The organism is Methylobacterium aerolatum (assembly GCF_022179085.1).
Classification (GTDB): Bacteria; Pseudomonadota; Alphaproteobacteria; order Rhizobiales; family Beijerinckiaceae; genus Methylobacterium; species Methylobacterium aerolatum.
This window is the reverse complement of record NZ_BPQE01000023.1, coordinates 187,880-210,611: the sequence shown is the minus strand read 5'-3', so window position 1 is coordinate 210,611 and position 22,732 is coordinate 187,880. Positions and strand designations below refer to the sequence as shown.

Below are 22,732 nucleotides of genomic sequence, written 5' to 3'. Positions count from 1 at the left end.
ATAATCACAATGTCAAACAGCACAGGAGCCAAACCCGAAGGCTAAACCCCCAATCTCCCACCAAACCCAACGAACTGACACACCAGGCTTAAACCACCGCCAGGCACGTCCCACTCGATTGTCCGGTAGAGCCGCCCGCCTCATCGCCGCCAAAACGACACCAGAGACAGACAAGCCAGCGTCCGGTCCACTTCCGCGGCCGGCGCCGATGAACAGGGGTATACGGACCCCAACCCCACCCGTCAACCGCCTTTTTCCGGAGCGTATCGTTTTTTATGGCCGAAGGCCGTGACGGGCGCGTGACGGGCTCTGCGCTCCTCTCAGAGCCATCCTCGGGACGGGGCACTCACCGGCCCTTCTTCACTTCGGCCAGTGCCTTGCTCAGACCATCGGCGATTTCAGCACGCTGCTCGGGCGCCGCATCCCGGGCAACCACCACCTCGAGGCGGCGCGAGACCAGGGACAGGCGTTGCAGGCCGAACTCCTCGTCGTCCACCGAAACGATCTTGGTCCAGAGAGGATTGAACCGCCACTCGCGCCGCTCCCCCCGGTGGCTCACGCGGGCGAGCAGGATTTCGATCTGCGTGATCATCACCTCCTCGAAGGAGGATCCGCGCCGGAAGCTTGCCTTCAGGGCGAGGTAGATGCCGAGCATGTCGAGGCCGAAGAATCCGGCGATCGGCCAGAAGCCCCGCCGCCACGACTCGACCGACACCACGAGGGAGACGAGGCAGACGCCGGTCATCACCACGCGAAAGCCGCGGCGGCTCAGCGATTGGTGCGGCCGGATGGTCGCCGAGAAGACCGGCCGATCCAGGCTGTCGGGATCGAGGCCATAGGGGTGCACGGATGGATTGCCGCTAACCATCGCACAGATATAACGCGCGAATGCCCGCCAGAAAGCCGCCCTCCCCCGTCAAAGCCCGCGGGAGGCTCGCGCCGCGCCTACCGGTCGCAGCCCTCGACGGCCACGCCCTTGCGGCCCCCCAGCCGGTGGATGCCAACGCCGTGGAGGAGATCTTCCGGCGGTTCCGGGAGGCTTCGCCGGAGCCCGTCAGCGACCTCCGGTACACGAATCCCTATACGCTGCTGGTCGCCGTGGTCCTCTCGGCGCAGGCCACCGACAAAAGCGTAAACCTCGCGACGGCCGACCTCTTCGCACTCGCGGACACGCCGGAGACGATGCTGGCCCTGGGTGAAGAGCGGGTCCGGCACTTCATCCGCACCATCGGCTTGTTCAACACCAAGGCGAAGAACGTCATTGCGCTCTCCCGCATCCTGGTGGAGCGGCACGGAGGCGCCGTGCCCTCGACCCTGGAAGATCTGCAGGTCCTTCCCGGCGTCGGCGCGAAGACGGCGAGCGTCGTCCTGAACATCGCCTTCGGCGTCCCGCGAATCGCCGTCGATACGCACATCTTCCGCGTGGGGAACCGCATCCCCCTGGCGGTGGCGGGAACCACCGACAGGATGCAGGAAAGGCTCGAGGCGATCGTGCCCGAGCCCTACCTGCTCCACGCCCACCACTGGCTGATCCTGCACGGGCGATACGTCTGCAAGGCGCGCAAACCCGATTGCCCCGCCTGCCGGATCCGAGATCTCTGCCGCTTTCCCGACAGGACAACCTGAGGGCCGGAGCCGAGCTCCCCCACGGCCGGAGGAAGCCCCGCGAAACGGCTAACGCGTTGTGCTGCCTGTCCGGTTCGGGTAGTTTGCCCCCCGGCAGCCGGGCCTGTACGAGGGGCCGTCCGGCTGCCCGACTACGCGTCCGGTCGCCGCGCCGCGGATCCCGCTTCACTCGTCGCGCACATCAGGAGCCCCGGCCATGGACTTCCTCAAACCACGGTACACACCCATGAATCGCCGCCGTCGCATTTACGAGGGCAAGGCGAAGGTCCTCTACGAGGGGCCGGAGCCGGGCACCTTGATCCAGCATTTCAAGGATGACGCGACCGCGTTCAACGCGAAGAAGCACGAGGTCATCGACGGCAAGGGCGTGCTGAACAACCGGATCTCGGAATTCGTCTTCCAGAACCTCAACGATATCGGGGTGCCCACGCACTTCATCCGGCGGCTGAACATGCGCGAGCAGCTGATCCGGGAAGTGGAGATCATTCCCCTCGAGGTCGTGGTCCGCAACGTCGCCGCTGGCTCTCTCGCGACCCGGCTCGGACTGGAGGAAGGCACGCAGCTGCCGCGCTCCATCATCGAGTTCTACTACAAGAACGACCAGCTCAACGATCCCATGGTCTCCGAGGAGCACATCACCGCCTTCGGCTGGGCGACGCCCCAGGAGATCGACGACATCATGGCGTTGGCGATCCGCGTCAACGACTTCCTGTCCGGCCTCTTCCTCGGCGTCGGCATCCGCCTCGTCGACTTCAAGATGGAGACGGGCCGCCTCTGGGAAGGCGACATGATGCGCATCGTCGTCGCCGACGAGATTTCCCCGGACTCGTGCCGCCTGTGGGACATCAAGTCCTCCGACAAGCTCGACAAGGACCGGTTCCGCAAGGACCTCGGCGGCCTGATCGAAGCCTACACCGAGGTCGCCAAGCGCCTCGGCATCATGGCCGAGAACGAGAAGGTCCAGATGGGCGGGCCGCGCCTCGTCCAGTAGGCTCGCTCAGCCGGCCCGGCGGACGGAGAGGTCCGCCGCCTCAGTCCGGGACAGACGGGCGTGGGTCGAGAGGCCCGGATCGAAACGCGGATGATAATGGGGGTCCTGCGCGAGCAGCGGCCCCCATCGTTCTTTCAGTGCGGCGACCTCCCGTGAATGGCGGGCGGATGCCTCCGCCGTCCATCGGCGGCTGGCCGCCTCGCGATGATGGAGGATGGCCGCCGGGACGACCATCGTGCGATGGCCTTCGGCGTTGAGCCGCAGGCACAGGTCCACGTCGTTGAAGTCGACGGCGAAGCGCTCGGCATCGAACCCACCGACCGCCTGGAACTTGGACGCCTCCACCATCAGGCAGGCGGCGGTGACGGCGGAGACACCGTGCGCGGCGCGCAGTGCCGAGAGGTAGCCCGGGGCGTCGCCGGGAAAATGGCGGTGGCTGTGGGTCACGAGGCCGCCGGTGCCGAGGACGATCCCCCCGTGCTGGATGCGCCCCTCGCCGTCGAGGAGTTTCGCGCCCACCGCGCCCACCCCGGGCCGGAGGGCGTGGCGGGCCATGGCGACGAGCCAGTCCGGCCGGAACGCCTCGACATCGTTGTTCATGAAGACGAGCAGGCGGCCCCGCGCCTGTTTGGCCGCCTCGTTGTTCATCGCGGCGAAATTGAAGGGCCCGGGATAGGGCACGACGCGGCCCCGGCCCCCGCGCTCCAGATCGCGCAGGTAGGCGAGCGTCGCCTCCTCGCGGCTTCCGTTGTCGATCACCAGGATTTCGAGGGACGGCCACGCGGTCTTGGCGCGGAGGCTCTCCAGGCAAGGCTTCAACAGGTCGAGCCGGTCCCGCGTCGGGACGATGACCGTGACGAGGGGAGTCTCGCGCAGGGGATGTGCCACGTCGAGCACCCCGTCGGCGCCGGGCCACACCGTCGTGTCGGCGGCGCCGGTCCGGTCGAGATGGGCGCGCACGGCGGCAAGGCGTGCGGCGACCGCATCCGTCGGCGCATCGCAATCCCCCGGCCGAACCGTGAGGAGACCGGGCAGGTGGCCGATCGCAGCGGCGCCGTGGGTTTCCAGCACCCGTAACGCCGCTTCCACCGGGTGCGTGGGCACCGGTTCGGGCAGCGCGCCGCGCCGCAGGACGAGAGCCCCGATGTAGTCGACCGCCAGAAGCAGATCGGGATCGAAGGCGGGCGGAAGGCGCGGGTGGACCGGACCGCCGACGCCGTCCTGAACGAGGCCGTCGCCATAGAGCGCCTGGAGGGAAGGGTCGGAGGCGAAGGCGTGGCGAAGGCGGGCCACGGCGCCGGGCACCAGCCGCTCCGCCCCCACGACAAGGATTGCCCCATCGGCGGGAATGGCATCCTCGCCGTTCGGAATCGCGCGGGGCGGCAAGGCGAGGCGATGATCGATGCCGATGGCGGCGGCGAGCCGTTGCCTGGCCCGCAGGCGCTTCCCGCCGATCCAGGCGGTGGCGATGGACCACGCTTGGCGCGGCTCGCAGGCCAGGACACGCCACGCCCGCAGGAGCGAGGGAGTCCGCTGCGCCGCCTCGCCGAGACAGGCGCCGTCTCCCCGGGAAGCGGATGGGGGTCGCATCACTCCAGATCCTCGCCGAAGGTCGTGAGGGACAGGGCCGGGTGGTAGTAGGGGTCGTGGCGGATCACGTCCCGCCAGCGGTCCGTAAACCGGGCGGCCTCCGCTTCGAACCGCGCGCGCTTGGCGCCCACCGATGGCCCGCGGCTGACCGATTCGAGGTGGAAGAGGGACGCCCACGGCGTCCAGATCGTCTTCCATCCCCGCGCTTGCAACCTGAGGCAGAAATCCACGTCGTTGAAGTCGATGGGGAAAGCCCGCGCGTCGAAGCCGCCGACGGCGCGGTACTTCGAGGTCTGCACGGCGATGCAAGCCGCCGTCACCGCCGACACCTCGTGGGCGACGGTGAGGCGACCGAGATGGCCCGGCGTCGCCGCCGGTCGCCGCCGCAGGATGTGCCCCGCCCGCCCGGCGAGGCCGACCACCACGCCGGCATGCTGCAAGGTGCCGTCCCCGAACAGCAATTTGGCGCCGACGGCGCCGACCTCGGGCCGGATCGCCTGACGCACCATCTCCGTCAGCCAATGGGGTTCGCGCACCGCGATGTCGTTGTTGAGGAGCACCACCACATCCCCGGTCGCCTGGGCGACGCCCGCATTGACCATCGCGGAGAAATTGAACGGGTGTGGGAAAGCGACGATCCGAACGCGCGGATCGGTCCGCAACGTGTCGTAGAGGGCAAGCACCTTCGCATCCGTCGAGCCGTTGTCGACGACGACGAGTTCGAGGGACGGGTACTCCGTTTCCGTGAGGACACCCCGGCAGACCGTGCGGATCAGGTCGGGCGCGTCCCGCGACGGGATGACGACGCTGACGAGGGGGGGCGGAGCGGGCAGCGGCCAGCGCAGGTCGGTGATCCCCTCCCTGGCAACGGCCGTGACGGGAAGGCCGCTCGCGGCGAACCGGGCGTTCAGGAGCGTGGCGCGCGCGGCGCAGGGCCACGGTCCCGCGGTCGCCGCCAGCGGTCGCGGGATATGCACGGCGATCTTGCAGTGGGCCGCCACGGCCGCTTCGAGGGCGGCGCCGGCCTGGTCCAGAGGCCCGAGCCCTCCCTCCGGCAGCGCCTCGATCAGCCTGCGCGAGACGAGGGTTGGACGACCGAGAAAGCCCGTGGCGAGGGCGAGATCGGGGCTCCACTCCGGCTTCAGCCGGGGCTTTCGGTCCGGTCCGACCTCGTCGGCATAGGCCATGTCCGCCATGCCCAACGCGGCCGAGAGCAGGGCCAGGGCGTTGGCTGCCAGAATATCGCCGGCACGGAGACAGCAGAGGGCATCGGCCCCGCCCAGCAATGCTCGCGGATGAGCCTCGCCGTCCCAGCCTAGAAGCTCAACGCCCGGTGTGCCTGCGGCCGGTCCACCGTCTCCCGTGACCGCGATCACTGCGGCGGCGGCGCTCTGCCCTGCCAATGACGTCAGCGTCCGCGCGAGGGCACCCCCCTCCCCTTCCCGAGCCACGACGAGGCAGGCGACCTTCAGGGCCGGGGTTCGTCCCGTGAAAGGCACCGCGCGTTCCCGCGCCCAAGCTTCGAAACCGGCCATGCGCGTGACGGCGACGCCGCCCCGAAGACTGTCGCGGAACCGCCGCGTCTGCCCCCTCCCCCCCGCGTAGAGCGCCGCGAAGGCGTTGCCGGGACGGCGGATCAGGCATTCGCCGACAAGCCCGATCGCGTGACGCCGGCCCACCCGGTCGAGGCGCTGGCCCTCGCCCAGGGACAGGAGGATGCCGGTGGCGTCCTTCGGGATCAGACCGAGCCAGTGGCTACGGCCGAGAGCGGGACCGGGCAGCACGACATCCTGAGGCTCGTCCGCGCCGCGCAGGACGCGCAACAGCGGCCGCTGGGGTTTGGCCAGCGGGTCGGCCGAGACGCTGAGAACGATCCAGCCCGGAAGCGGGGTGCCGAGGCGAAGCTGACGGTCGAAGACCGGATCGCCCGATTCCTCGAGCCGGAACGGGATGGCGCGGCCGAAGCGGCGGGACGCGCGCGCGGCCCTCGCCTTCACCGGGGACGGCACACCCTCATTGGGCGGCATCGCCCGCGCCTTCCGGCGCCTGCGCCTCCGTGGGCTTCGGCTTGCGGGATTTGGCCTTCCTGGCCTTGGCAGGCTTCCCGACGGTGCGGCTGCCCAGGCCGACCTCAATGTCGTAGTTGTTCGCCAGGGCGGGCGGAACGATCAACCCGTCGATGATGAGTTGGGCGAAGCCCTGGGCCTCACCGGGCTCCACGACGGCCGTCGTGCGTTCGCTCCGACTCGTCACCACCTTCTCGTCGGACTTGATGAGCACTGAGGCGGGCACCTCGAAGCGGCCGGGCGTGCCGGCCGGGCCGAGCAGGACCCGCGCCTCGATGCCGACCTTCACCGCCACGGACCCGTCCTGCAGCTTCGTGCATTCCCGGGCGACCTTGCCCAGGGTCGTCTGCGTGCGGACGTTGGCGCCGGCCACGGTGCGCAGGTTGGACCCGCCCTCGAACACGTCCACGGTCGGGCAATAGGCCGGCTCGGTGTCCTGCGGCTGCGAGGGCGGAACGGTGGTGCCGCCGTACTTGAAGAGGTTGCTGAAGACGTTTCCCTCCTGGGCGAAGGCGGAGGACGTCGCGAGGCCCGCGATCACGACGGCGCCGAGCAGACCGATCGGCTTTCCAACCATGATACCCATCCGGCAAGGCTGCCTTTACTTGAGGCTGTCGAAACCGTTGGCAAAGCCCTTCATCGACAGGGGAATTCCGACGCCTTCCTCGGGCGTCTGGAAGACGATGAAGGTCGCCTTCGAACCGTTCTTGAACTGCTGGATCAGCCCGTTGTCCATCACGACCTCGGCGACGCAGCCGGTGGTGAGGCATCGTACGAAGCCGGCGCGCCCGATATCCGTCTGGTCGATCTTGAGGCCGAGGCCCGAGGGGAGAAGGACGCCGAGGGGCGCCACGACCCGCAACAGGTAGCCGCGATTGTCGGCGGTCTTCAGGACGATCACCACGAGACTGAGGTTCGGCCTGTCCTCGGCGGCGAGGTATTGCACCAGAGCGCACTGTTCGGCCTTGGCGCCCGCCGGCGTCTCGCACCGGAGCTGCCAATCATCGAAGGTCTTGCGGACGGAGCCCTGCGCCGCCGCCGGCCCGGCGCCGAGGAGCGCGGCCAGGAGAAGAAACCCCGACAGCGCCGCGGCGTGCCGGAAACGATCGAGCCTCACGAGGAACGGCACCGTCTGACCCTGTCGGAGCGGCCGCGCCCTGACGGCGGCGGCCCGGTAAGCGGGGGTGTTCCGACCATGGGGGGTCCGGCATGTCAAGCGAGGGACTGCCCGCAGTCCGGCGCGGCTACCCATCGGCGCGGAACCAGCCTAGATAAAGACACGCTTTCGCCATTTCTCCACCGGATTCGCCGTCCCATGCGCCTCCCCCTCCTGACCGCAGCCTGCTTCGCGGGCTCCCTCGCCTCGGCCTTCGCCCAGGGCCTTCCCGTGAACGAGACGACCTATGTCGAGCGGTCGCTTAATCGCTCCGACACGCTGATCGTCGAGCCCCCCCCGGTCGCCGTGAACCCCTACGGCCGGCGCAAGGGGTCCGCCGCGATCGCCGGCTTCTGCCGGGAGGGCGGCATCGTGCGGCGCCGGGACCAGTTCGGAAACCCGGTGATCCTGCGCCAGCGCGAGGTCTGCGACAGCGTCGCCCCGCGGACCCTCAACCCCGGCGAGGTCAATCCGCGTCCGGCATGGCCCGTCGAGGAATTGGCCGCCCAGCGCGTGCTGCGCGTGAAGGGCTGAGGCGCCGTCCGGGATGCCGTCCCGCGGCCCCCCGCCGCTTTGGACGGCGTCGCTGCGCCGGCCAGGTGGGAGCTGCGTGGGCCGACCGGGTCGTCTCCCGATCTAGCCGAAGCGGTGGAGGCCGGTGCCGTGGCGCTTAAGCCACGCTTCCGCGCTGTCGACATGCGGGCACAGATCGTGCGCCACCGCCCAAAAACGCGCGGAGTGGTTCATCTCGCGCAGGTGAGCCATCTCGTGGGCGACGAGGTAGTCGAGCACCACGGGCGGCGCGAGGATCAGGCGCCACGAGAAATTGAGCTCGCCCTTGGTGGTGCAGGAGCCCCACCGGCTCGTCGTGTCCCTCAGGGTGATGCGGGTCGGCCGCTTCCCGAGGCGCGGCGCATAATTCTCGACGGAGGCGAGGATATCCGCCCGGGCCTCCTTGGTCAGGAACTCCTTCACCCGCCGGGGGAAGTGCTCCTCGCCGCAACTCAATGACAGCGCGAGATCGCCTCCGGCCGCCTCGAACTGGGCGGGACCGGACCGCTCCCCGCGCCGCACCAATCGGTGCGTCTCGCCGCGGATCGGGACGAGGGCGCCCGGCGCGAAGGCGATCCTCTCCGGCACCCGCGCGAGTCGCGTGGCGATCCAGTCGGCGTGGCTGGCGGCGAATTTCTGCGCGGTTCCCACGGACATCCGCGGCGGCAGGGTGATCACCGCCTCGCCGGTCGCCGACGACACCCGCAGGGTGATCCGCCGCGCGGCGGAGCGGCGGCGCAGGGCCAAGCGGAGCAACGCTCCGTCATGGTGAACCTCAATATGGTCGGGATCGGGACGTCGCAGGAATGCGAGGGGCATGGGCGCAGTGTAGCGGCGCTCCGGGCTCGGCTCCAGATCCCCGAACGGATGCCAGGCCCCGTTCAGCCTGCGGCGACGGCCGACCAGAGGCTCGTTTCGGGCAGGACGAGGAGCGCGGACGCCGCGAGGGCGATGCCGTAGGGAATGCCTGTCTTGCGGTCGTGCAAGTGGAGGGCGAACGGCAGCGTCGCGAGGCGCCCCGGCAGCGGGTGCGACCGCGCCGCGAGGATCGCCAGCGTCAAGATCCCACCGAGCACGGAGGCGGCGAGCAGGTAGTCCAGCAGGCCATCGAAGCCGAGCCACAGGGCGGTGGCCGCGGCGAGTTTCGCATCCCCACCACCGATGATGTTGAGGGCGAAGAGGGTGAAGGTGACGCTCAATACCACGGCGGCGGCGGCCACGTGCCAGCCGACCTCGCCGGGGCTCATCAACCCGCTGATCGCGAGGAGCGCGAAGCCGAGGATCAACGCCAGCGAAATCCGGTTGGGGATCAGCATGGTGAGCAGATCGCTGGCGGCCGCATAGGCCATCAGGAACGGGAACAGGATCAGGAGACCGAACTCGGCGAGGACTGTTCCGGTCATGGACCGCTCCTTCCGTCGCCGTCAGGGGCCGGAGCCTGGCCCGTCGGGCATTGCGTGCGTCGCCCGGCGCGTCTCGCGCCGTGCGTGTGTGTCGGCCGAACCCGGAGGCGGATCCGGATGCCTGTCGCAGCCGCCGGAACGGCTGAAGCCCGCAGGAGGGGGGCAAGAGGGTCCGGGCGGCTCGCGCGTCCGGCGGCGGGCAAGTCTCCACCGGTCCCCGTTGGGGGTCCCGGCGGAAACTGCGCTGCCGCGGATCGAAGCCGTCGAGCGGACTCGATCAGTTCAACTGAGCGGAGATCGAGCTGAACTTGGCGTTGAGCTGGGTGCCGATCACCTTCAGCGTGCCGATGATGACGACGGCGATGAGGGCGGCGATCATGCCGTATTCGATGGCGGTGGCGCCGGACTCGTCGCCGGCAAAGCGCTTGACGATGCTCTTCATGGGACAGTTCCTGGTTGCGTTCGTAGAATGACCGACGAAGTGTTGCGTATCGATCGGCGGCTGGGTCAGATTGAAGAACACGCCTTGAGATTGAGTTAAGCAGGTCTCGCAACCTCGAACCACGGTGAGGCGGCGCCCCCTCGGCGGATGATAGAAGAAAGCTCGCATAGCAATGGAATTTCGAGCATTTTTGCTATTTTCAAAGATGCTTTAGCGATGCGTTTACCACTACGGTGTTTATTGCATTTTCTTGGCGTTGCCGCGCGCCGCTGATGAGCAGTCACCCATGCGCCGCTTCTTTCCGTCGACAGCTGCCGCTCTCCTGGGCTGCTGCCTTGCACCGGCCGTGGTGTCGGCCGAAGCCTTGCCTGTCGTGACCGTCATGGTCGATAACGCGAAGTTGATCAGGCTGCCGGAGCGCACGCAAACAGTCGTCGTCGGCAATCCGTTCATCGCGGAGGTGACGCCTCAGAAGAACGGCGTGCTCATCCTCACCGGCAAAAGCTTCGGTTCCACGAATCTCATCGCCCTCGACAGCGCCGGCGCGCTCATTGCCGAGACGACGATCCGCGTGGAAGCGTCCCGCGAGGCGACGATTACCGTTCAGCGGGGCATGGAGCGGGAGTCCCTGTCCTGCACACCGAAATGCGAGCCCTCGGCGCAGCTCGGCGACGCGGCTAAGTATTTCGATCCCACCAGCGGCCAGGCGGACAAACGCCGCGCCCTCGCCTCGGGCAGTGGCGGCGGCGCCGGGGCCGTGGCGGGAGCGGCCCAGTAGTCGGCCCGGGCCGGAACCACACGCACCGCTTGCAAGGACGGGGCAGCCCGCCGACAACGGCCTATGCCCTCACCGGTCCTCACCTATGCCATCGGCGACATCCACGGGTGTCACGACCTCTTGGAAGCCCTGCTCGATCGCATCGCCCGACACGCGGACGGGCGGGAGCGGAAACTCGTGTTCCTCGGGGACTACATCGACCGCGGGGCCGACAGTGCCGCGGTGCTGCGGACGGTCAGCCGCCTCCACTGGTCGGAGCCGGAAGCCGTGACCTGCCTGATGGGCAATCACGAGCGGATGCTCCTCGACAGCCTCCATACCGAGGACGCCGCCCAGCTCTGGCTGTTGAACGGCGGCGACGCGACGCTCGCGTCCTTCAACGCAAACGACGGCAACGACCTGCCCCGTGACGTGCTCGACTGGATCGAGGCCCTGCCGACGCTCCATGGCGACGCCGCGCGGTGGTACGTTCATGCCGGGCTGCGCCCCGGCCTCCCGGCAGAGGAGACAGACGCCCACGACAGGTTGTGGATTCGCGAGCCGTTCCTCGAAGGCGAGCACGATTTCGGCCGTCACGTGGTCCACGGGCACACGCCGCAGCAGGATGGCCGCCCCGACATCCACACCTTCCGCACGAACCTCGACACGGCCGCCGTCTACGGCGGCGCGCTGACGGCGGGCGTCTTCACGGGGGAGACAGGGCCGGCGGTGGACTTCCTGCAGATCCGGGCCTGAACGCGCCCAGCCGCGAAGCCTCAATTCCGGGCGGGCACCAGGGCGGCCACTGCGCCGAGCAGCCATCCGCCCATCAGGGCGAAGCCGCCCGTCGGGGCGGCCATCGGGAAGAGCGGCGATCCGGCGAGGACCCGCAGGGCGAGGTCGCCGCAGAACAGGCAGAGCCCGGCCAGGATCAGGGCGGCCGACACCCGCGCGAGGATCGGCGAGAGGAAGCCGCAGGCAGACAGGGCCGTCAGGCCCAGCACCGCCGGAGCGTGGAACAGGAGGAACTGCGCCGCGAGCTTCAGGGAGTCCGCCCCCGCGATATGCGCCGCGGCGGCGCTCGCCGCCACGCCCAGCAGCCCGGCCAGGCAGGCGAGGGCTGCGAGGATCCGGTCGGCCGGGCGCACGCTCACGCTCCGCGCTCGGCGAGGAGCCGGGCGACGGCCGCCCGCAGGTCGGCGACGCCGAGGTCGTCGCGGCTGGAGGTGAGGATCAACTCGGGATAGGCGGCGGGCCGCTTGGCGAGCGCCGCCTGGATGCCCGCCAGCCGCGATTCCACCTGCCCCTTCTTCAAGGCGTCGCCCTTGGTCAGCACCACCTGGTAGCTCACGGCCGCCTTGTCGAGCCCGTCGAGGACGTCGGTATCGATGCTCTTCAGGCCGTGCCGGGCGTCGATCAGCACGAAGACGCGGGCGAGATTCGCCCGGCCCTTGAGGTAGGAATGGATGAGGCTGGTCCAGGCTTCGACCTTCGCCTTCTCCACGGCGGCGTAACCGTAGCCCGGCATGTCCACGAGGGACATCCGGTCGCCCACCTTGAAGAAGTTGAGCTGCTGCGTCCGCCCCGGCGTGTGGGAGACGCGTGCCAGGGTGTTCCGGCCGGTGAGGGCGTTGATGAGGCTCGACTTGCCGACGTTCGACCGGCCGGCGAAGGCGATCTCGATCCCCTCCATCGGCGGCAGGCGGTCGAGCGTCTGGGCGGCGGCGTAGAAATCGGCGCTGCCCGCGAAGAGGAGGCGGCCGGCCTCGTGGAGGTCGGCCGCGTCGTCGGTCGTGTTGGCGGTGGAGGTCACGTCAGCTCTTGGTCGCGGCGGGCTTGCCCGTGGTCTTGTCACCGCGCTTGAACGTCTTGCGCAGGTTGTCCCACAATTCCACCTTCACGCCGTTCCGCCGCATGATGACGTATTGCTGAAGCACCGACAGGGTGTTGTTCCAAGCCCAGTAGATCACCAGGCCGGCCGGGAACGAGCCGAGCATGAAGGTGAACACGATGGGCATGAAGGTGAAGATCTGAGCCTGCACCGGGTCCGGCGGCGCGGGGTTCATCTTCATCTGCACGAACATCGTGATGCCCATGATGATCGGCCAGATGCCCAGATGGATCGGGATGTACTCCGGCGGCGTGAACGGCAGCAGGCCGAACAGGTTGACGATGCTCGTCGGATCCGGCGCCGCGAGGTCGCGGATCCAGCCGAAGAACGGCGCGTGCCGCATCTCGATGGTGATGAACAGGACCTTGTACAGCGCGAAGAAGACCGGGATCTGGATCAACACCGGCCAGCAGCCGGCGACCGGATTGATCTTCTCCTTCTTGTACAGCTCCATCATCGCCTGTTGCTGCTTGACCTTGTCGTCCTTGTAGCGCTCGCGGATGGAGGTCATCTCCGGCTGGACGGCCTTCATCTTGGCCATCGACACGTAGGACCGGTTCGCGATCGGCAGGAAGAGCAGCTTCAGGCCCAGCGTCACGATCAGGATCGAGACACCGAAGTTGCCGAACAGGCGGTAGATGAAGTCCAGCGCCTTGAACATCGGCTGGGTGATGAACCAGAACCAGCCCCAGTCGATCAGCAGATCGAAGTGACGGAGGTTGAACTCCTTCTGGTAGCCGTTGATGACGTTGACCTCCTTCGCGCCGGCGAACAGGCGCTGGGTGGTCGCGGCCGAGGCGCCGGCGGCGAGGTTCACGGCGTCGCCGCGCGCGCTCGCCTGATAGACGTTGGTCGTGCCGTCGGTCCGGTCCGTGAAGGCGCCGGTATAGGGCGCGGTCTGCTCCGGGATCACCGCGGCGGCCCAGTACTTGTCGGTGATGCCGAGGAAGCCGCCGGTCACGTTGTTGTAGGCCCGGCCCTTGGTGTTGGCGCCGCCATAGGCGCCCTCCTTGGCGAGCTTGTCGTAGGTGAACTCCTGCAGGCCGTCGTCGCCGAGGTAGCCGATCATGCCCTCGTGCAGGACGTAGTATCCCTGGGTGTGCGGCTTACCCCAGCGCGAGACGAGGCTGTAGGGATAGAGCGTGACGGCGTTCGCGCCCTTGTTCTCCACCGAATCGCGGACGGTGAACATGTACTTGTCGTCGACGGCGATGATCCGCTTGAAGATCAGGCCGCCGCCGTTGTCCCAGGTGAGGGTCACCGGCATGTTCGGCGCCAGCGTCTTGCCGTCGGCCGTCCACACCGTCTCGCCGTTCGGCAGCTTGCCCGCCTCGCTCCCGACCCAGCCGAACTCGGCATAGTAGGGGGTTTCGGTCCCGGCCGGTGAGAACAGGACGATCTCGGGGCTCTTCGGGTCGATGGTCTCGTGGTAGTTCTTGAGGGCGACGTCGTCGATGCGGCCGCCCTTGAGGTTGATGGAGCCCGAGAGCGCCGGCGTCTCGATGGACACGCGCGGCGAGCGCGCCAGGGCGGCCTCGCGGGAGACCGGCCCACCGGGCGGCGTCGGGGCCGTGCCGGGCGCCGGGGCGGCGGGGCCGCCCTCCTTGGGCGAGGGAGAAGGCACCCCGTCCGGCGTCACGCCCGGAGGCTGGGCCTGAGCCTGGGCGGCCTTGTTCTGGGCCTCGATCTGCCGCTGCTGCTCGATACGCGGCCCGGCCACGAAGTACTGCCATCCCAGCAGCACCAGCAGCGACAGGCCGATGGCCACGAACATATTCGTCTTGTCATTGCCCATCGGGGACACCAACGCGCTCGTTCGGGGGGGCAGGCGGCGCGGACGGGCGCCCCCCGCGTCGGGAGGGGTTCGAGTGGGGCCGCTCGCCGGACCCACTGCCCTGTCGGCCGGGGCGGGTGACGGCGGGGATCGCGTGAGCGAGATCGCCGGTCAGCGTCGAGAAGGCCGCATCGAGGGCGGGGCGACGGGCGATGAGGACGATGTCGGCGACACGGGCGGCGACGTCGGGGGACAGGCCGGCGGCGACCTCCGCCACGGCGGCCCTGAGGCGCCGCTTGATGCGGTTGCGCTCGGTCGCGCGGCCGACGCGCTTGGTGACCGTGAAGCCGAGGCGCAGGGTCCCGGGTCCCTCGTCACGGAGGCGGCCCTGCGCCGTGAGGCGATCCGTATGGAAGCGGCGGCCCGCTGCGGCGGCCAGGAAGTCCGGCCGTCTCTTGAGCCGTTCGATCGTCGCCATCGACCGTTCGATCCCGGCTATCGTTCCCGCGAGTGGTCGCCGCGCGCGGGGCGCGCGGCGGCGGGTTCAGACCTCGCCGGCCTCAGGCCGACAGGCGCTTGCGGCCGTGGGCGCGGCGACGGGCCAGCACCTTGCGACCACCGGCCGTGGCCATCCGGGCGCGGAAACCGTGCCGGCGCTTACGGACGAGCTTGCTCGGCTGATAGGTTCTCTTCATGACGATTTGCCTTCAAAGGTCGAGGCGCGCTCGCGGGCGGCGTACGCCGCTCCCAACCTTCACGCGTCCTATATGTCTTGCAAACACGAAGGGCGCCCAAGTGGGCGCCCCGTCGCGGGTGGGCGGCTTATGGCAAAGGGGTCGGCACAAGTCAACGTTTTGGCGACCCTGCCGTGCAGGTTCAGTGCCCGTCGAATTCCATCAGCGTGCGAACCTCGACGCCGAGGTCGCGCAGGCGCTGAGCGCCGCCGATATCCGGGAGATCGATGACGAAGCAGGCCGCCACGATCTCGGCGCCGATCTTCCGCAGGAGGTTGATCGCCGCCGTGGCGGTCCCTCCGGTGGCGATCAGATCGTCCACCAGCAGCACGCGGTCGCCGGGCTTCACGGCATCAACGTGGATTTCGATCTCGTCCGTGCCGTATTCGAGGGCGTAGGCCATCGACACCTTGTGATGCGGAAGCTTGCCCTTCTTGCGGATCGGCACGAAGCCGCAGGACAGCTGATGGGCGATGGCTCCACCGAGGATGAAGCCCCGCGCCTCGATTCCCGCCACCTGCTGGATGCCGCCGCCGGCATAGGGATGCACGAGGGCATCGACCGCCCGCCGGAACGAGCGCGGATCGGAGAGAAGCGTGGTGATGTCACGGAAGATGATGCCGGGCTTCGGATAGTCCGGGATCGACCGAATCGATTCCTTCAACGCGACGTGGCGGCGAGCTTCCATGCGAACGGCCTTCCCTGGCAAACCGGGCGCTTAAATCAGATGAGCCGGTGGAACGCCAACGCTCTGTCACGTCCGCGCACGGGATCGCAAGGACCGTGCAAGCCGGTCGGCCCGCACGGTCTCTGGGACGTCAGGCCGCCTGCGCCTTCTTGAGGATCGCCAGGAGGTCGCGGTGCAGGCTCTCGTTCCCGCAGGCGATGGAGCGGGGCGCCAGGGGCTCGGCCGCGCCGTCGGCGGACGTCACGAACCCGCCCGCCTCGCGCACCAGGGCAACGCCGCCCGCGAAATCATAGGTCTGGAGATCGCGCTCCCAGTAGGCGTCGAGCCGCCCGCAGGCGACGTAGGCGAGATCGAGCGCGGCCGAACCCATCCGCCGGGTGCCGCCGGAGACGGCCATCACCGCGGAGATTTCCCGCAGCAGGCGCGGGTGGCTGCCCCGTCCGAGATACGGCGTGCCGTAGCCGACCAGCGCGTCCGCCATCTCGGACCGCGCGGCAACGCGGATACGGCGGTTATTCAGGTAAGCGCCCTTGCCGCGCTCGGCGATGAACAATTCGTCCTTGATCGGATCGAACACCACGCCCGCGACGATGACACCCTCGCGCTCCAGGCCGATGGAGACGGCGAAATGGGGCACGCCGTGCAGGAAGTTGGAGGTGCCGTCGAGGGGATCGATATGCCAGGTGTGGCTCTTGTCGGTACCCTCGATCACGCCGCCCTCCTCGAGGATCATCGAGTAGCCGGGGCGGGCCTTCAGCAGGGCGTCACGCAGCACCTCTTCGGCCTTGCGATCGGCCGCCGAGACGAAGTCGCCGGGGCCCTTGCGGGACACCTGAAGGTTCTCGACCTCGCCGAAATCGCGCCGGAGGCTGCGGGCGGCCTTGCGCGCGGCATCGACCATCACGGTCATCAGGGGCGAGGAGATCATTGCGATTCGGTCTCTTGCGTCGCGGCTACGCGGCGGTGGTTACAGGCGAGGGGCGGTGACGGCGAGGGGCGGAGGAAGGGTTCCTACTCCGCCGCCTCGACGAACACGGTGCCCGCCTTGGGCAGGGCGAGTGTCGCCCAGGTCTCCGCCAGCGCCTCGGTGAGGCGGGCGATGTGGGCGGCGTCGTGGAACGGCGACGGGGTGATGCGCAGCCGCTCGGTCCCGCGCGGGACGGTGGGGTAGTTGATCGGCTGGATGTAGATGCCGTGCCGCTCCAGCAGGTGGTCGGCCGCCGCCTTGCACAGTTCGGCATCGCCCACCATCACCGGGACGATGTGCGTGTCCGTCGGCAGCACCGGCAACCCGGCCGCCTCCAGCGCCACCTTGGTCGCGGCGGCCTGACGCTGGTGCGCGGCGCGCTCGGCCCCGGAGCGCTTCAGGTAGCGCACGGAGGCCGTCGCCGCCGCGGCCACGGCGGGCGGCAGGGCGGTGGTGAAGATGAACCCGGCCGCGAAGCTCCGCACCGCGTCGCAGATCGCAGCCGAGGCGGTGATGTATCCGCCGACGCAGCCGAAGCCCTTCGCGAGCGTCCCCTCGATCACGTCGACGCGATCCATCACGCCGTCGCGCTCGGCGATGCCCGCCCCGCGCGGGCCGTAGAGCCCGACCGCGTGAACCTCGTCGAGGTAGGTCATCGCGCCGTAGCGATCCGCGAGGTCGCAGATCCGGCCGATGGGCGCCACATCGCCGTCCATGGAGTAGACAGACTCGAAGGCGATCAGCTTCGGCCGGTCACCGGCCTCGCGGAGCAACTCTTCCAAGTGGCCGAGGTCGTTGTGGCGAAAGATCTTCTTCTCGCAGCCCGAATGACGCACGCCCTCGATCATCGAGTTGTGGTTGAAGGCATCCGACAGGATCAGGCAATTCGGGATGAGCTTGGCGATGGTCGAGATGCCGGCTTGGTTCGAGACGTAGCCGGAGGTGAAGACGAGGCCCGCCTCCTTGCCGTGCAGGTCGGCGAGTTCGCGCTCCAGATCGACCAGCGGGGAATTGTTGCCCGCGATGTTGCGGGTGCCGCCCGCGCCGACGCCGCAGCGCCCGGCTGTCTCGACCATGGCGCCGACCACCTCGGGGTGCTGGCCCATGCCGAGGTAATCGTTCGAGCACCACACGGTGATCTCGCTCACCGCCCCGTCCGGGCGGCGCCACCGCGCGGTGGGGAAGCGGCCGGAAATGCGCTCGATGTCGGCGAACACCCGGTAGCGTCGCTCGCTGTGGAGGCTCTCCAAAGCATTGCGGAAGAAGCGATCGTAACCGGCGCCAGCGCGCGCCTCCGCGAGGGGAGCGAGCGAAAGGCCGGAATTCCGTTGTGCAGGCATTGAGCGTCCTTTGTGGGGGGTCGCCGCCGGTTGGCTGCATCGAAGGTGAGCGGTGTATACAGCCTCCGGCCGGATCTGGAACCGCTACAACTCGAAGGTCCGCCCTCAGCGCCCTGCAACCCTCGCCCACAGAAGGGGGATTTCCGCCCATGGCCGACGAGAAGGCCGAGACCCGTGCCGAGCGTCTGAAGGCGGCGCTCAGGGCGAATTTGCGCAAACGGAAGGCGCAGGAACGCGGCCGGGCCGACGGTGACCCGCGCAAGGACGGGCGGGACGAAGGACCGCAGGGCAGCTGAGCGTCGCACCGGCGGCCACGTTTCTCGCCGGGATGCCTATCCGGTCCCGATTCCGACAAAACCAGTCTATAGCAGCCCACAGTCAAGCCTGGGCGCCTCACCGCCCTCCGCACATTTGAACTCCCGCCGCGCGACGCCGGGAGCCGCAGGACACAACCCGATGGACCGCATCCACATCACCGGCGGCGCGCCGCTCAACGGCGTGATCCCGATCTCAGGCGCCAAGAACGCGGCCCTCCCGCTGATGATCGCCAGCCTGCTCACCGGGGAGACCCTCGAGCTCATCAACGTGCCGCGGCTCGCCGACATCACTGCCCTCCTGCGCATCCTGGGCAACCACGGCGTCGACCACATGGTGGTCGGCAAGCGGCCGGGGCAGACCTCCGAGACCGGCCAGACCATCCGGCTCACGGCCTCGAACGTCATCGACACGACGGCGCCCTACGACCTCGTCTCCACCATGCGGGCGAGCTTCTGGGTGGTGGCGCCGCTGCTGGCGCGTTTCGGGGAGGCCAAGGTTTCGCTGCCGGGCGGCTGCGCCATCGGCACCCGGCCGGTGGACCTGCTGATCATGGCGCTGGAGCGCCTCGGCGCCCAGACGGAGATCGACGGCGGCTACATCATCGCCAAGACGAAGAACGGTCTGCGCGGTGCGGAAATCAATTTCTCGAAGGTGACGGTCGGCGGCACCCACGTGGCGCTCATGGCCGCGGCGCTCGCCTACGGCACCAGCGTCATCGAGAACGCGGCCCGGGAGCCGGAGGTGGTCGATCTCGCCGAGTGCCTCAACAAGATGGGCGCCCGCATCAAGGGTGCGGGCACGCCGCGGATCGAGGTCGAAGGCGTGGCCCGCCTGCACGGCGCCCGGCATGCGGTGCTGCCCGACCGGATTGAGACCGGCACCTACGCCATGGCCGTGGCCATGACCGGCGGCGACGTGATCCTGAAGGACACCCGTGCCGACCTGCTGCACGCCGCCCTCGACGTGCTCGCCACCACGGGCGCCGAGATCAGCCAAGTGGAGGGCGGCATCCGCGTCCGCCGCAACGGCTCCGGCATCGCGGCCGTCGACGTCACGACGGACCCGTTCCCCGGCTTCCCCACCGACCTGCAAGCGCAGTTCATGGCGCTGATGACGTTGGCCAAGGGCCAATCGCACATCCGCGAGACGATCTTCGAGAACCGCTTCATGCACGTCCAGGAACTCGCCCGCCTCGGGGCGAAGATCCGCCTCGACGGCGACATGGCCATCGTCGAGGGCGTCGAGCGCCTGCGCGGCGCCCCGGTCATGGCGACCGACCTGCGCGCCTCGGTCTCCCTCGTGATCGCGGGCCTCGCCGCCGAGGGCGAGACGCAGATCAACCGCGTCTACCACCTCGACCGTGGGTTCGAGGCCCTGGAGGCGAAGCTGGGCCGGTGCGGCGCGCAGATCGAGCGGGTGCGGGGGTAGGCGACGCATCGCTGCGGGTGGGGGCGAAAACCTTCGAGGCCTAACCACGACGGTAAGGTCTCACCGCACCTCCGAGCAGAGCAGCAATCCAAAGCAGCCGTCGGTTTTTCGGCGGAACCTCGCTCAGGGTTGCTTCGCTGCTGCCCGCAACGACGTTTCAGCGCCGCGTTTTGAAGCGAGCTAAGGGCACCATGGGACCGATCCCGTGGCTCACCCCCCGATGGCACCGCGCTTGAGGCCGAAGCCGGGGATGTCGCAGCCGCAGGGCGAGTTGAACGGTGCGGGCCGCGCGGGGCAGTTACCACGGGCGGTGACGCAGATGCGGCCGAAGCGCCGGGGACCGTCGTCGTACTCGTCCCGGTAGCGGCGGCCGTAGCCGTAGCGGGGGCGGTCGTCGTAGTAGTCCGGCGGCGGGGGGCGGCGCGGCCGGTAGTCGTAATCGTCTTGGTAGTACTGCGCACCCGCCGACGTTCCCAGCGCGGGGGCGAGCGCCATGGCGGCCAGAACCGCCAGCGTGATGCGCTTCACCGTCATCGTCCTTCCTCGTCCTCCGGCCGCGTACCGGCGGCCACGGTTCGACGTATAGTTGCGGTTCGATCATGAACGGCGAATGAGGCGGTCCGATCCCCTCCCCTGCCGTTGCCCCCGGTGGGCACCGCCGCTACCTACGGCGCAACGGCCCGTCTCCGGGCTTCCCCACATCCAGCCGGACAGACCGATGGAGCTTCTGAAGCTCGCTGCCTTCGACGACGAGGACCTCACCATCGTCTCCGCGCACCTCCAGGACGCGATCCTGCGGCCGGAGGACGTCGATTATCTCGCCGGACAGCGGCGCTTCGTGCTGGCGCTCCGGCGGTTCGACTGGTCGAGCGGCCCGAAAACGCCCCCTGCGCGGCGCTTGGCGGGCCTCACCTTCGACCACGTGCGCGCGGTGCGCACCAAGGGGCTCCAGCCCGGCCCGGCGGCGCCGGACGCGACCCCGCTGAGCCTCCTCGCCATCACCTTCACTCCGGGCGATCCGCCCTCGGGCCATGTCGAGATCCTGTTTTCGGGTAATGCCACCATCCGCCTCGAGGTGGAGTGCATCGAGGCCCGACTGAAGGATCTCGGCCCCGTCTGGGAGGCCACGGCGCGGCCGGGCCACGACACGGCGCCCGATTCCGCCGCCTGATACGAAAGGACGAGACATGGTCCGCCTCGATAGCCGGGACCCGGATTTCGCGAGTGCGTTCGCGCGCCTTCTCACGCTCAAACGCGAGGTTTCGGAGGATGTCGATGAGGCGGTGCGCGCCATCATCGCGGAGGTCGTCAGCAAGGGGGACGACGCCCTCGTCGCCTACACCCGCCGCTTCGACCGCCTCGGAGACGACTTCACCGCCGCGCGGTTGCGCATCGGCGCCGACGAGGTCGAGGCGGCGGTCGCGGCCTGCCCGGCCGAGGCGATCGAAGCGCTGCGGCTCGCCGCCGAGCGCATCGAGGCGTTCCACCGCGCGCAGAAGCCCAGCGACCACAAGGCCACGGATGCGCTGGGCGTCACGGCCGGATGGCGCTGGACCGCCCTTGAATCGGTCGGCCTCTACGTTCCCGGCGGCACGGCGAGCTACCCGTCCTCGGTGCTGATGAACGCAGTGCCAGCCCGGGTCGCGGGCGTGCCGCGCATCGTGATGGTGGTGCCGACGCCCGACAACGCCCTGAACCCCCTCGTGCTCGCCGCCGCGCACCTCGCGGGGGTGGACGAGATCTACCGGATCGGCGGCGCGCAGGCGGTGGCGGCCCTGGCTTACGGCACGAACACGATCGCACCGGTGGCGAAGATCGTCGGCCCCGGAAACGCCTGGGTCGCGGCGGCCAAGCGACGGGTCTTCGGGCAGGTGGGCATCGACATGATCGCCGGACCCTCCGAGGTTCTGATCCTGGCCGACGGCGAGGCCAACCCGGATTGGATCGCCGCGGACCTGCTGGCACAGGCCGAGCACGACACCGCCGCCCAATCCGTCCTCATCACCGACAGCGGGGATTTGGCCGAGGCGGTGGAAGCGGCCGTCGAGCGGGCGTTGACCACCCTCCCCCGCGCCGAGATCGCCCGGGCGAGCTGGCGCGACTACGGCGCCATCGTCCGCGTCCGCGACTTCGAGGAGGCGATCCCCCTGGTGGACCGAATCGCCCCCGAGCACCTGGAGATCGAAACGAAGGACGCAGAAGCCCTGTCGCTGAAGGTCCGCAACGCCGGGGCGATCTTCCTCGGCTCGCACACGCCCGAGGCGATCGGTGATTACGTCGGCGGTCCCAACCACGTCCTGCCCACGGCGCGCTCCGCGCGATTCTCGTCCGGGCTCGGCGTGCTGGACTTCATGAAGCGTACGACCGTACTCGCTTGCACGCCTGAGAGCTTGCGGGCGCTCGGGCCGGCGGCGATAACGCTCGGCCGGTCCGAGGGCCTCGAAGGCCATGCCCGCTCCGTGGCGATCCGGCTGAACCTGTGAGGCTTTGGGGATGGCGGACAAGGAGCGGGGGGCGGATAAGGGGCCGAACCGCCTCGTCTCGGTGACGCTGGACGAATCGTCCATCGCCCGGGGCAATCCCGATCAGGAGCACGAGCGCGCCATCGCGCTCTACGATATCCTGGAGGGCAACAGCTTCTCGGTCCCCGACCGGGAGGGGCCCTACAGCCTCGTGCTCGGGCTCGTGGAGAACAAGCTGTCCTTCGCCATCAGCACGGCCGACGGCCAGCCGGTGATGACGCATCTCCTGTCCCTGAGCCCGTTCCGCCGGGTCATCCGGGACTACGAGATGATCTGCGAGAGCTACTACAACGCTATCCGCACCGCCTCGCCCAGCCAGATCGAGGCGATCGACATGGGACGGCGCGGCCTGCACAACGAAGCCTCGGAGACCCTGAAGCAACGCCTCGACGGCAAGGTCGATCTCGACCACGACACGGCCCGGCGGCTGTTCACGCTGATCTTCGCCCTGCACTGGAAGGGCTGAGACGGTGGCGGTACCGCGCCC

At 69.0% G+C, this 22,732-nt stretch carries 27 protein-coding genes; 10 read left to right on the top strand and 17 right to left on the bottom strand.

What is annotated here, in order from left to right; translation table 11 throughout:
• Window positions 1-346: 346 nt before the first annotated feature.
• Window positions 347-868 (bottom strand): DUF2244 domain-containing protein, encoded by a 522-nt coding sequence (locus MFF06_RS16415; RefSeq protein WP_238205837.1) that lies wholly within the window; start codon window positions 866-868, stop codon window positions 347-349.
• Window positions 869-888: 20 nt separating this feature from the next.
• Here MFF06_RS16415 and nth point away from each other — a divergent pair, with 20 nt between their 5' ends.
• Complete coding sequence (gene nth, locus MFF06_RS16410; RefSeq protein WP_238205835.1) at window positions 889-1,626, top strand: endonuclease III; 738 nt, start codon at window positions 889-891, stop codon at window positions 1,624-1,626.
• Between the two features lie 196 nt (window positions 1,627-1,822).
• Window positions 1,823-2,617 carry a phosphoribosylaminoimidazolesuccinocarboxamide synthase gene (gene purC / locus MFF06_RS16405; protein ID WP_238205833.1) on the top strand — a complete coding sequence of 265 codons (795 nt, stop codon included), beginning with the start codon at window positions 1,823-1,825 and terminating at the stop codon, window positions 2,615-2,617.
• Window positions 2,618-2,623: 6 nt separating this feature from the next.
• Here purC and MFF06_RS16400 read toward each other — a convergent pair whose 3' ends face one another.
• From MFF06_RS16400 to MFF06_RS16385, 4 genes are read right to left on the bottom strand one after another with little or no spacing between them, the layout of a single operon-like run.
• Window positions 2,624-4,207 (bottom strand): glycosyltransferase family 2 protein, encoded by a 1,584-nt coding sequence (locus MFF06_RS16400; RefSeq protein WP_238205831.1) that lies wholly within the window; start codon window positions 4,205-4,207, stop codon window positions 2,624-2,626.
• A complete protein-coding gene (locus tag MFF06_RS16395) occupies window positions 4,207-6,234 on the bottom strand; it encodes a glycosyltransferase family 2 protein (RefSeq protein WP_238205829.1) in 2,028 nt (675 codons plus the stop codon). Before MFF06_RS16395 ends, MFF06_RS16400 begins: the two co-directional genes overlap by 1 nt.
• Window positions 6,221-6,850 carry a hypothetical protein gene (locus tag MFF06_RS16390; RefSeq protein WP_238205827.1) on the bottom strand — a complete coding sequence of 210 codons (630 nt, stop codon included), beginning with the start codon at window positions 6,848-6,850 and terminating at the stop codon, window positions 6,221-6,223. Before MFF06_RS16390 ends, MFF06_RS16395 begins: the two co-directional genes overlap by 14 nt.
• A gap of 24 nt (window positions 6,851-6,874) precedes the next feature.
• On the bottom strand, window positions 6,875-7,390 hold the full coding sequence (locus MFF06_RS16385) for an invasion associated locus B family protein (RefSeq protein WP_370876480.1): 516 nt from the start codon (window positions 7,388-7,390) through the stop codon (window positions 6,875-6,877).
• Window positions 7,391-7,588: 198 nt separating this feature from the next.
• Here MFF06_RS16385 and MFF06_RS16380 point away from each other — a divergent pair, with 198 nt between their 5' ends.
• Entirely contained in the window at window positions 7,589-7,963 is a 375-nt protein-coding gene (locus tag MFF06_RS16380; protein ID WP_238205825.1) for a hypothetical protein, read from the top strand.
• Window positions 7,964-8,065: 102 nt separating this feature from the next.
• On the opposite strand, the gene MFF06_RS16375 is transcribed toward MFF06_RS16380, so the two are convergent.
• From MFF06_RS16375 to MFF06_RS16365, 3 genes are all read right to left on the bottom strand, one after another.
• Window positions 8,066-8,800 carry a M48 family metallopeptidase gene (locus MFF06_RS16375; protein WP_238205824.1) on the bottom strand — a complete coding sequence of 245 codons (735 nt, stop codon included), beginning with the start codon at window positions 8,798-8,800 and terminating at the stop codon, window positions 8,066-8,068.
• A 62-nt stretch (window positions 8,801-8,862) separates the two neighbouring features.
• The gene (locus tag MFF06_RS16370) at window positions 8,863-9,384 is read right to left on the bottom strand and encodes an A24 family peptidase (RefSeq protein ID WP_238205822.1); all 522 of its coding nucleotides are present in this window, start codon (window positions 9,382-9,384) and stop codon (window positions 8,863-8,865) included.
• 277 nt (window positions 9,385-9,661) lie between these two features.
• Entirely contained in the window at window positions 9,662-9,826 is a 165-nt protein-coding gene (locus MFF06_RS16365; RefSeq protein ID WP_238205820.1) for a Flp family type IVb pilin, read from the bottom strand.
• A gap of 286 nt (window positions 9,827-10,112) precedes the next feature.
• Here MFF06_RS16365 and MFF06_RS16360 point away from each other — a divergent pair, with 286 nt between their 5' ends.
• Complete coding sequence (locus tag MFF06_RS16360) at window positions 10,113-10,604, top strand: pilus assembly protein N-terminal domain-containing protein (protein ID WP_238205818.1); 492 nt, start codon at window positions 10,113-10,115, stop codon at window positions 10,602-10,604.
• 63 nt (window positions 10,605-10,667) lie between these two features.
• Window positions 10,668-11,339, top strand: a complete 672-nt coding sequence (locus MFF06_RS16355) for a metallophosphoesterase family protein (protein WP_238205816.1) — start codon at window positions 10,668-10,670, stop codon at window positions 11,337-11,339.
• A 20-nt stretch (window positions 11,340-11,359) separates the two neighbouring features.
• Here the strand turns inward: MFF06_RS16355 and MFF06_RS16350 are convergent, their stop codons facing one another.
• The 8 genes from MFF06_RS16350 to hemA form a co-directional block, all read right to left on the bottom strand.
• On the bottom strand, window positions 11,360-11,737 hold the full coding sequence (locus tag MFF06_RS16350) for a DUF423 domain-containing protein (protein WP_370876481.1): 378 nt from the start codon (window positions 11,735-11,737) through the stop codon (window positions 11,360-11,362).
• A complete protein-coding gene (yihA, locus tag MFF06_RS16345; RefSeq protein WP_238205814.1) occupies window positions 11,734-12,396 on the bottom strand; it encodes a ribosome biogenesis GTP-binding protein YihA/YsxC in 663 nt (220 codons plus the stop codon). Before yihA ends, MFF06_RS16350 begins: the two co-directional genes overlap by 4 nt.
• Window position 12,397: 1 nt before the next feature.
• On the bottom strand, window positions 12,398-14,269 hold the full coding sequence (gene yidC / locus MFF06_RS16340; RefSeq protein WP_238205812.1) for a membrane protein insertase YidC: 1,872 nt from the start codon (window positions 14,267-14,269) through the stop codon (window positions 12,398-12,400).
• Window positions 14,259-14,726 (bottom strand): ribonuclease P protein component, encoded by a 468-nt coding sequence (gene rnpA / locus MFF06_RS16335; RefSeq protein ID WP_238205810.1) that lies wholly within the window; start codon window positions 14,724-14,726, stop codon window positions 14,259-14,261. The genes yidC and rnpA overlap by 11 nt, the downstream gene beginning before the upstream one ends.
• 82 nt (window positions 14,727-14,808) lie before the next feature.
• Window positions 14,809-14,943, bottom strand: a complete 135-nt coding sequence (gene rpmH, locus MFF06_RS16330) for a 50S ribosomal protein L34 (RefSeq protein ID WP_238205808.1) — start codon at window positions 14,941-14,943, stop codon at window positions 14,809-14,811.
• A gap of 181 nt (window positions 14,944-15,124) precedes the next feature.
• On the bottom strand, window positions 15,125-15,670 hold the full coding sequence (locus tag MFF06_RS16325; protein ID WP_238205807.1) for an adenine phosphoribosyltransferase: 546 nt from the start codon (window positions 15,668-15,670) through the stop codon (window positions 15,125-15,127).
• A gap of 130 nt (window positions 15,671-15,800) precedes the next feature.
• Window positions 15,801-16,598, bottom strand: a complete 798-nt coding sequence (locus MFF06_RS16320; protein ID WP_238205805.1) for an inositol monophosphatase family protein — start codon at window positions 16,596-16,598, stop codon at window positions 15,801-15,803.
• A gap of 83 nt (window positions 16,599-16,681) precedes the next feature.
• Window positions 16,682-17,977 carry a 5-aminolevulinate synthase gene (gene hemA, locus MFF06_RS16315; protein WP_238205803.1) on the bottom strand — a complete coding sequence of 432 codons (1,296 nt, stop codon included), beginning with the start codon at window positions 17,975-17,977 and terminating at the stop codon, window positions 16,682-16,684.
• 149 nt (window positions 17,978-18,126) lie between these two features.
• On the opposite strand from hemA, the gene MFF06_RS16310 reads away from it, so the two are divergent.
• Both MFF06_RS16310 and murA read left to right on the top strand, forming a co-directional pair.
• A complete protein-coding gene (locus MFF06_RS16310; RefSeq protein ID WP_238205801.1) occupies window positions 18,127-18,273 on the top strand; it encodes a hypothetical protein in 147 nt (48 codons plus the stop codon).
• A 160-nt stretch (window positions 18,274-18,433) separates the two neighbouring features.
• The gene (murA, locus tag MFF06_RS16305; RefSeq protein ID WP_238205798.1) at window positions 18,434-19,723 is read left to right on the top strand and encodes a UDP-N-acetylglucosamine 1-carboxyvinyltransferase; all 1,290 of its coding nucleotides are present in this window, start codon (window positions 18,434-18,436) and stop codon (window positions 19,721-19,723) included.
• Window positions 19,724-19,933: 210 nt separating this feature from the next.
• Here the strand turns inward: murA and MFF06_RS16300 are convergent, their stop codons facing one another.
• Window positions 19,934-20,257 (bottom strand): hypothetical protein, encoded by a 324-nt coding sequence (locus MFF06_RS16300; protein WP_238205797.1) that lies wholly within the window; start codon window positions 20,255-20,257, stop codon window positions 19,934-19,936.
• A gap of 184 nt (window positions 20,258-20,441) precedes the next feature.
• On the opposite strand from MFF06_RS16300, the gene MFF06_RS16295 reads away from it, so the two are divergent.
• Genes MFF06_RS16295 through MFF06_RS16285 form a run of 3 tightly spaced genes read left to right on the top strand, consistent with a single transcriptional unit; the run spans window position 20,442 to window position 22,711 of the window.
• Complete coding sequence (locus tag MFF06_RS16295; RefSeq protein ID WP_238205796.1) at window positions 20,442-20,894, top strand: DUF2948 family protein; 453 nt, start codon at window positions 20,442-20,444, stop codon at window positions 20,892-20,894.
• A gap of 16 nt (window positions 20,895-20,910) precedes the next feature.
• Window positions 20,911-22,206, top strand: coding sequence for a histidinol dehydrogenase (hisD, locus tag MFF06_RS16290; protein ID WP_238205795.1), 1,296 nt, complete (start codon window positions 20,911-20,913; stop codon window positions 22,204-22,206).
• A 10-nt stretch (window positions 22,207-22,216) separates the two neighbouring features.
• Window positions 22,217-22,711, top strand: coding sequence for a UPF0262 family protein (locus MFF06_RS16285; protein ID WP_238205794.1), 495 nt, complete (start codon window positions 22,217-22,219; stop codon window positions 22,709-22,711).
• Window positions 22,712-22,732: the final 21 nt, after the last annotated feature.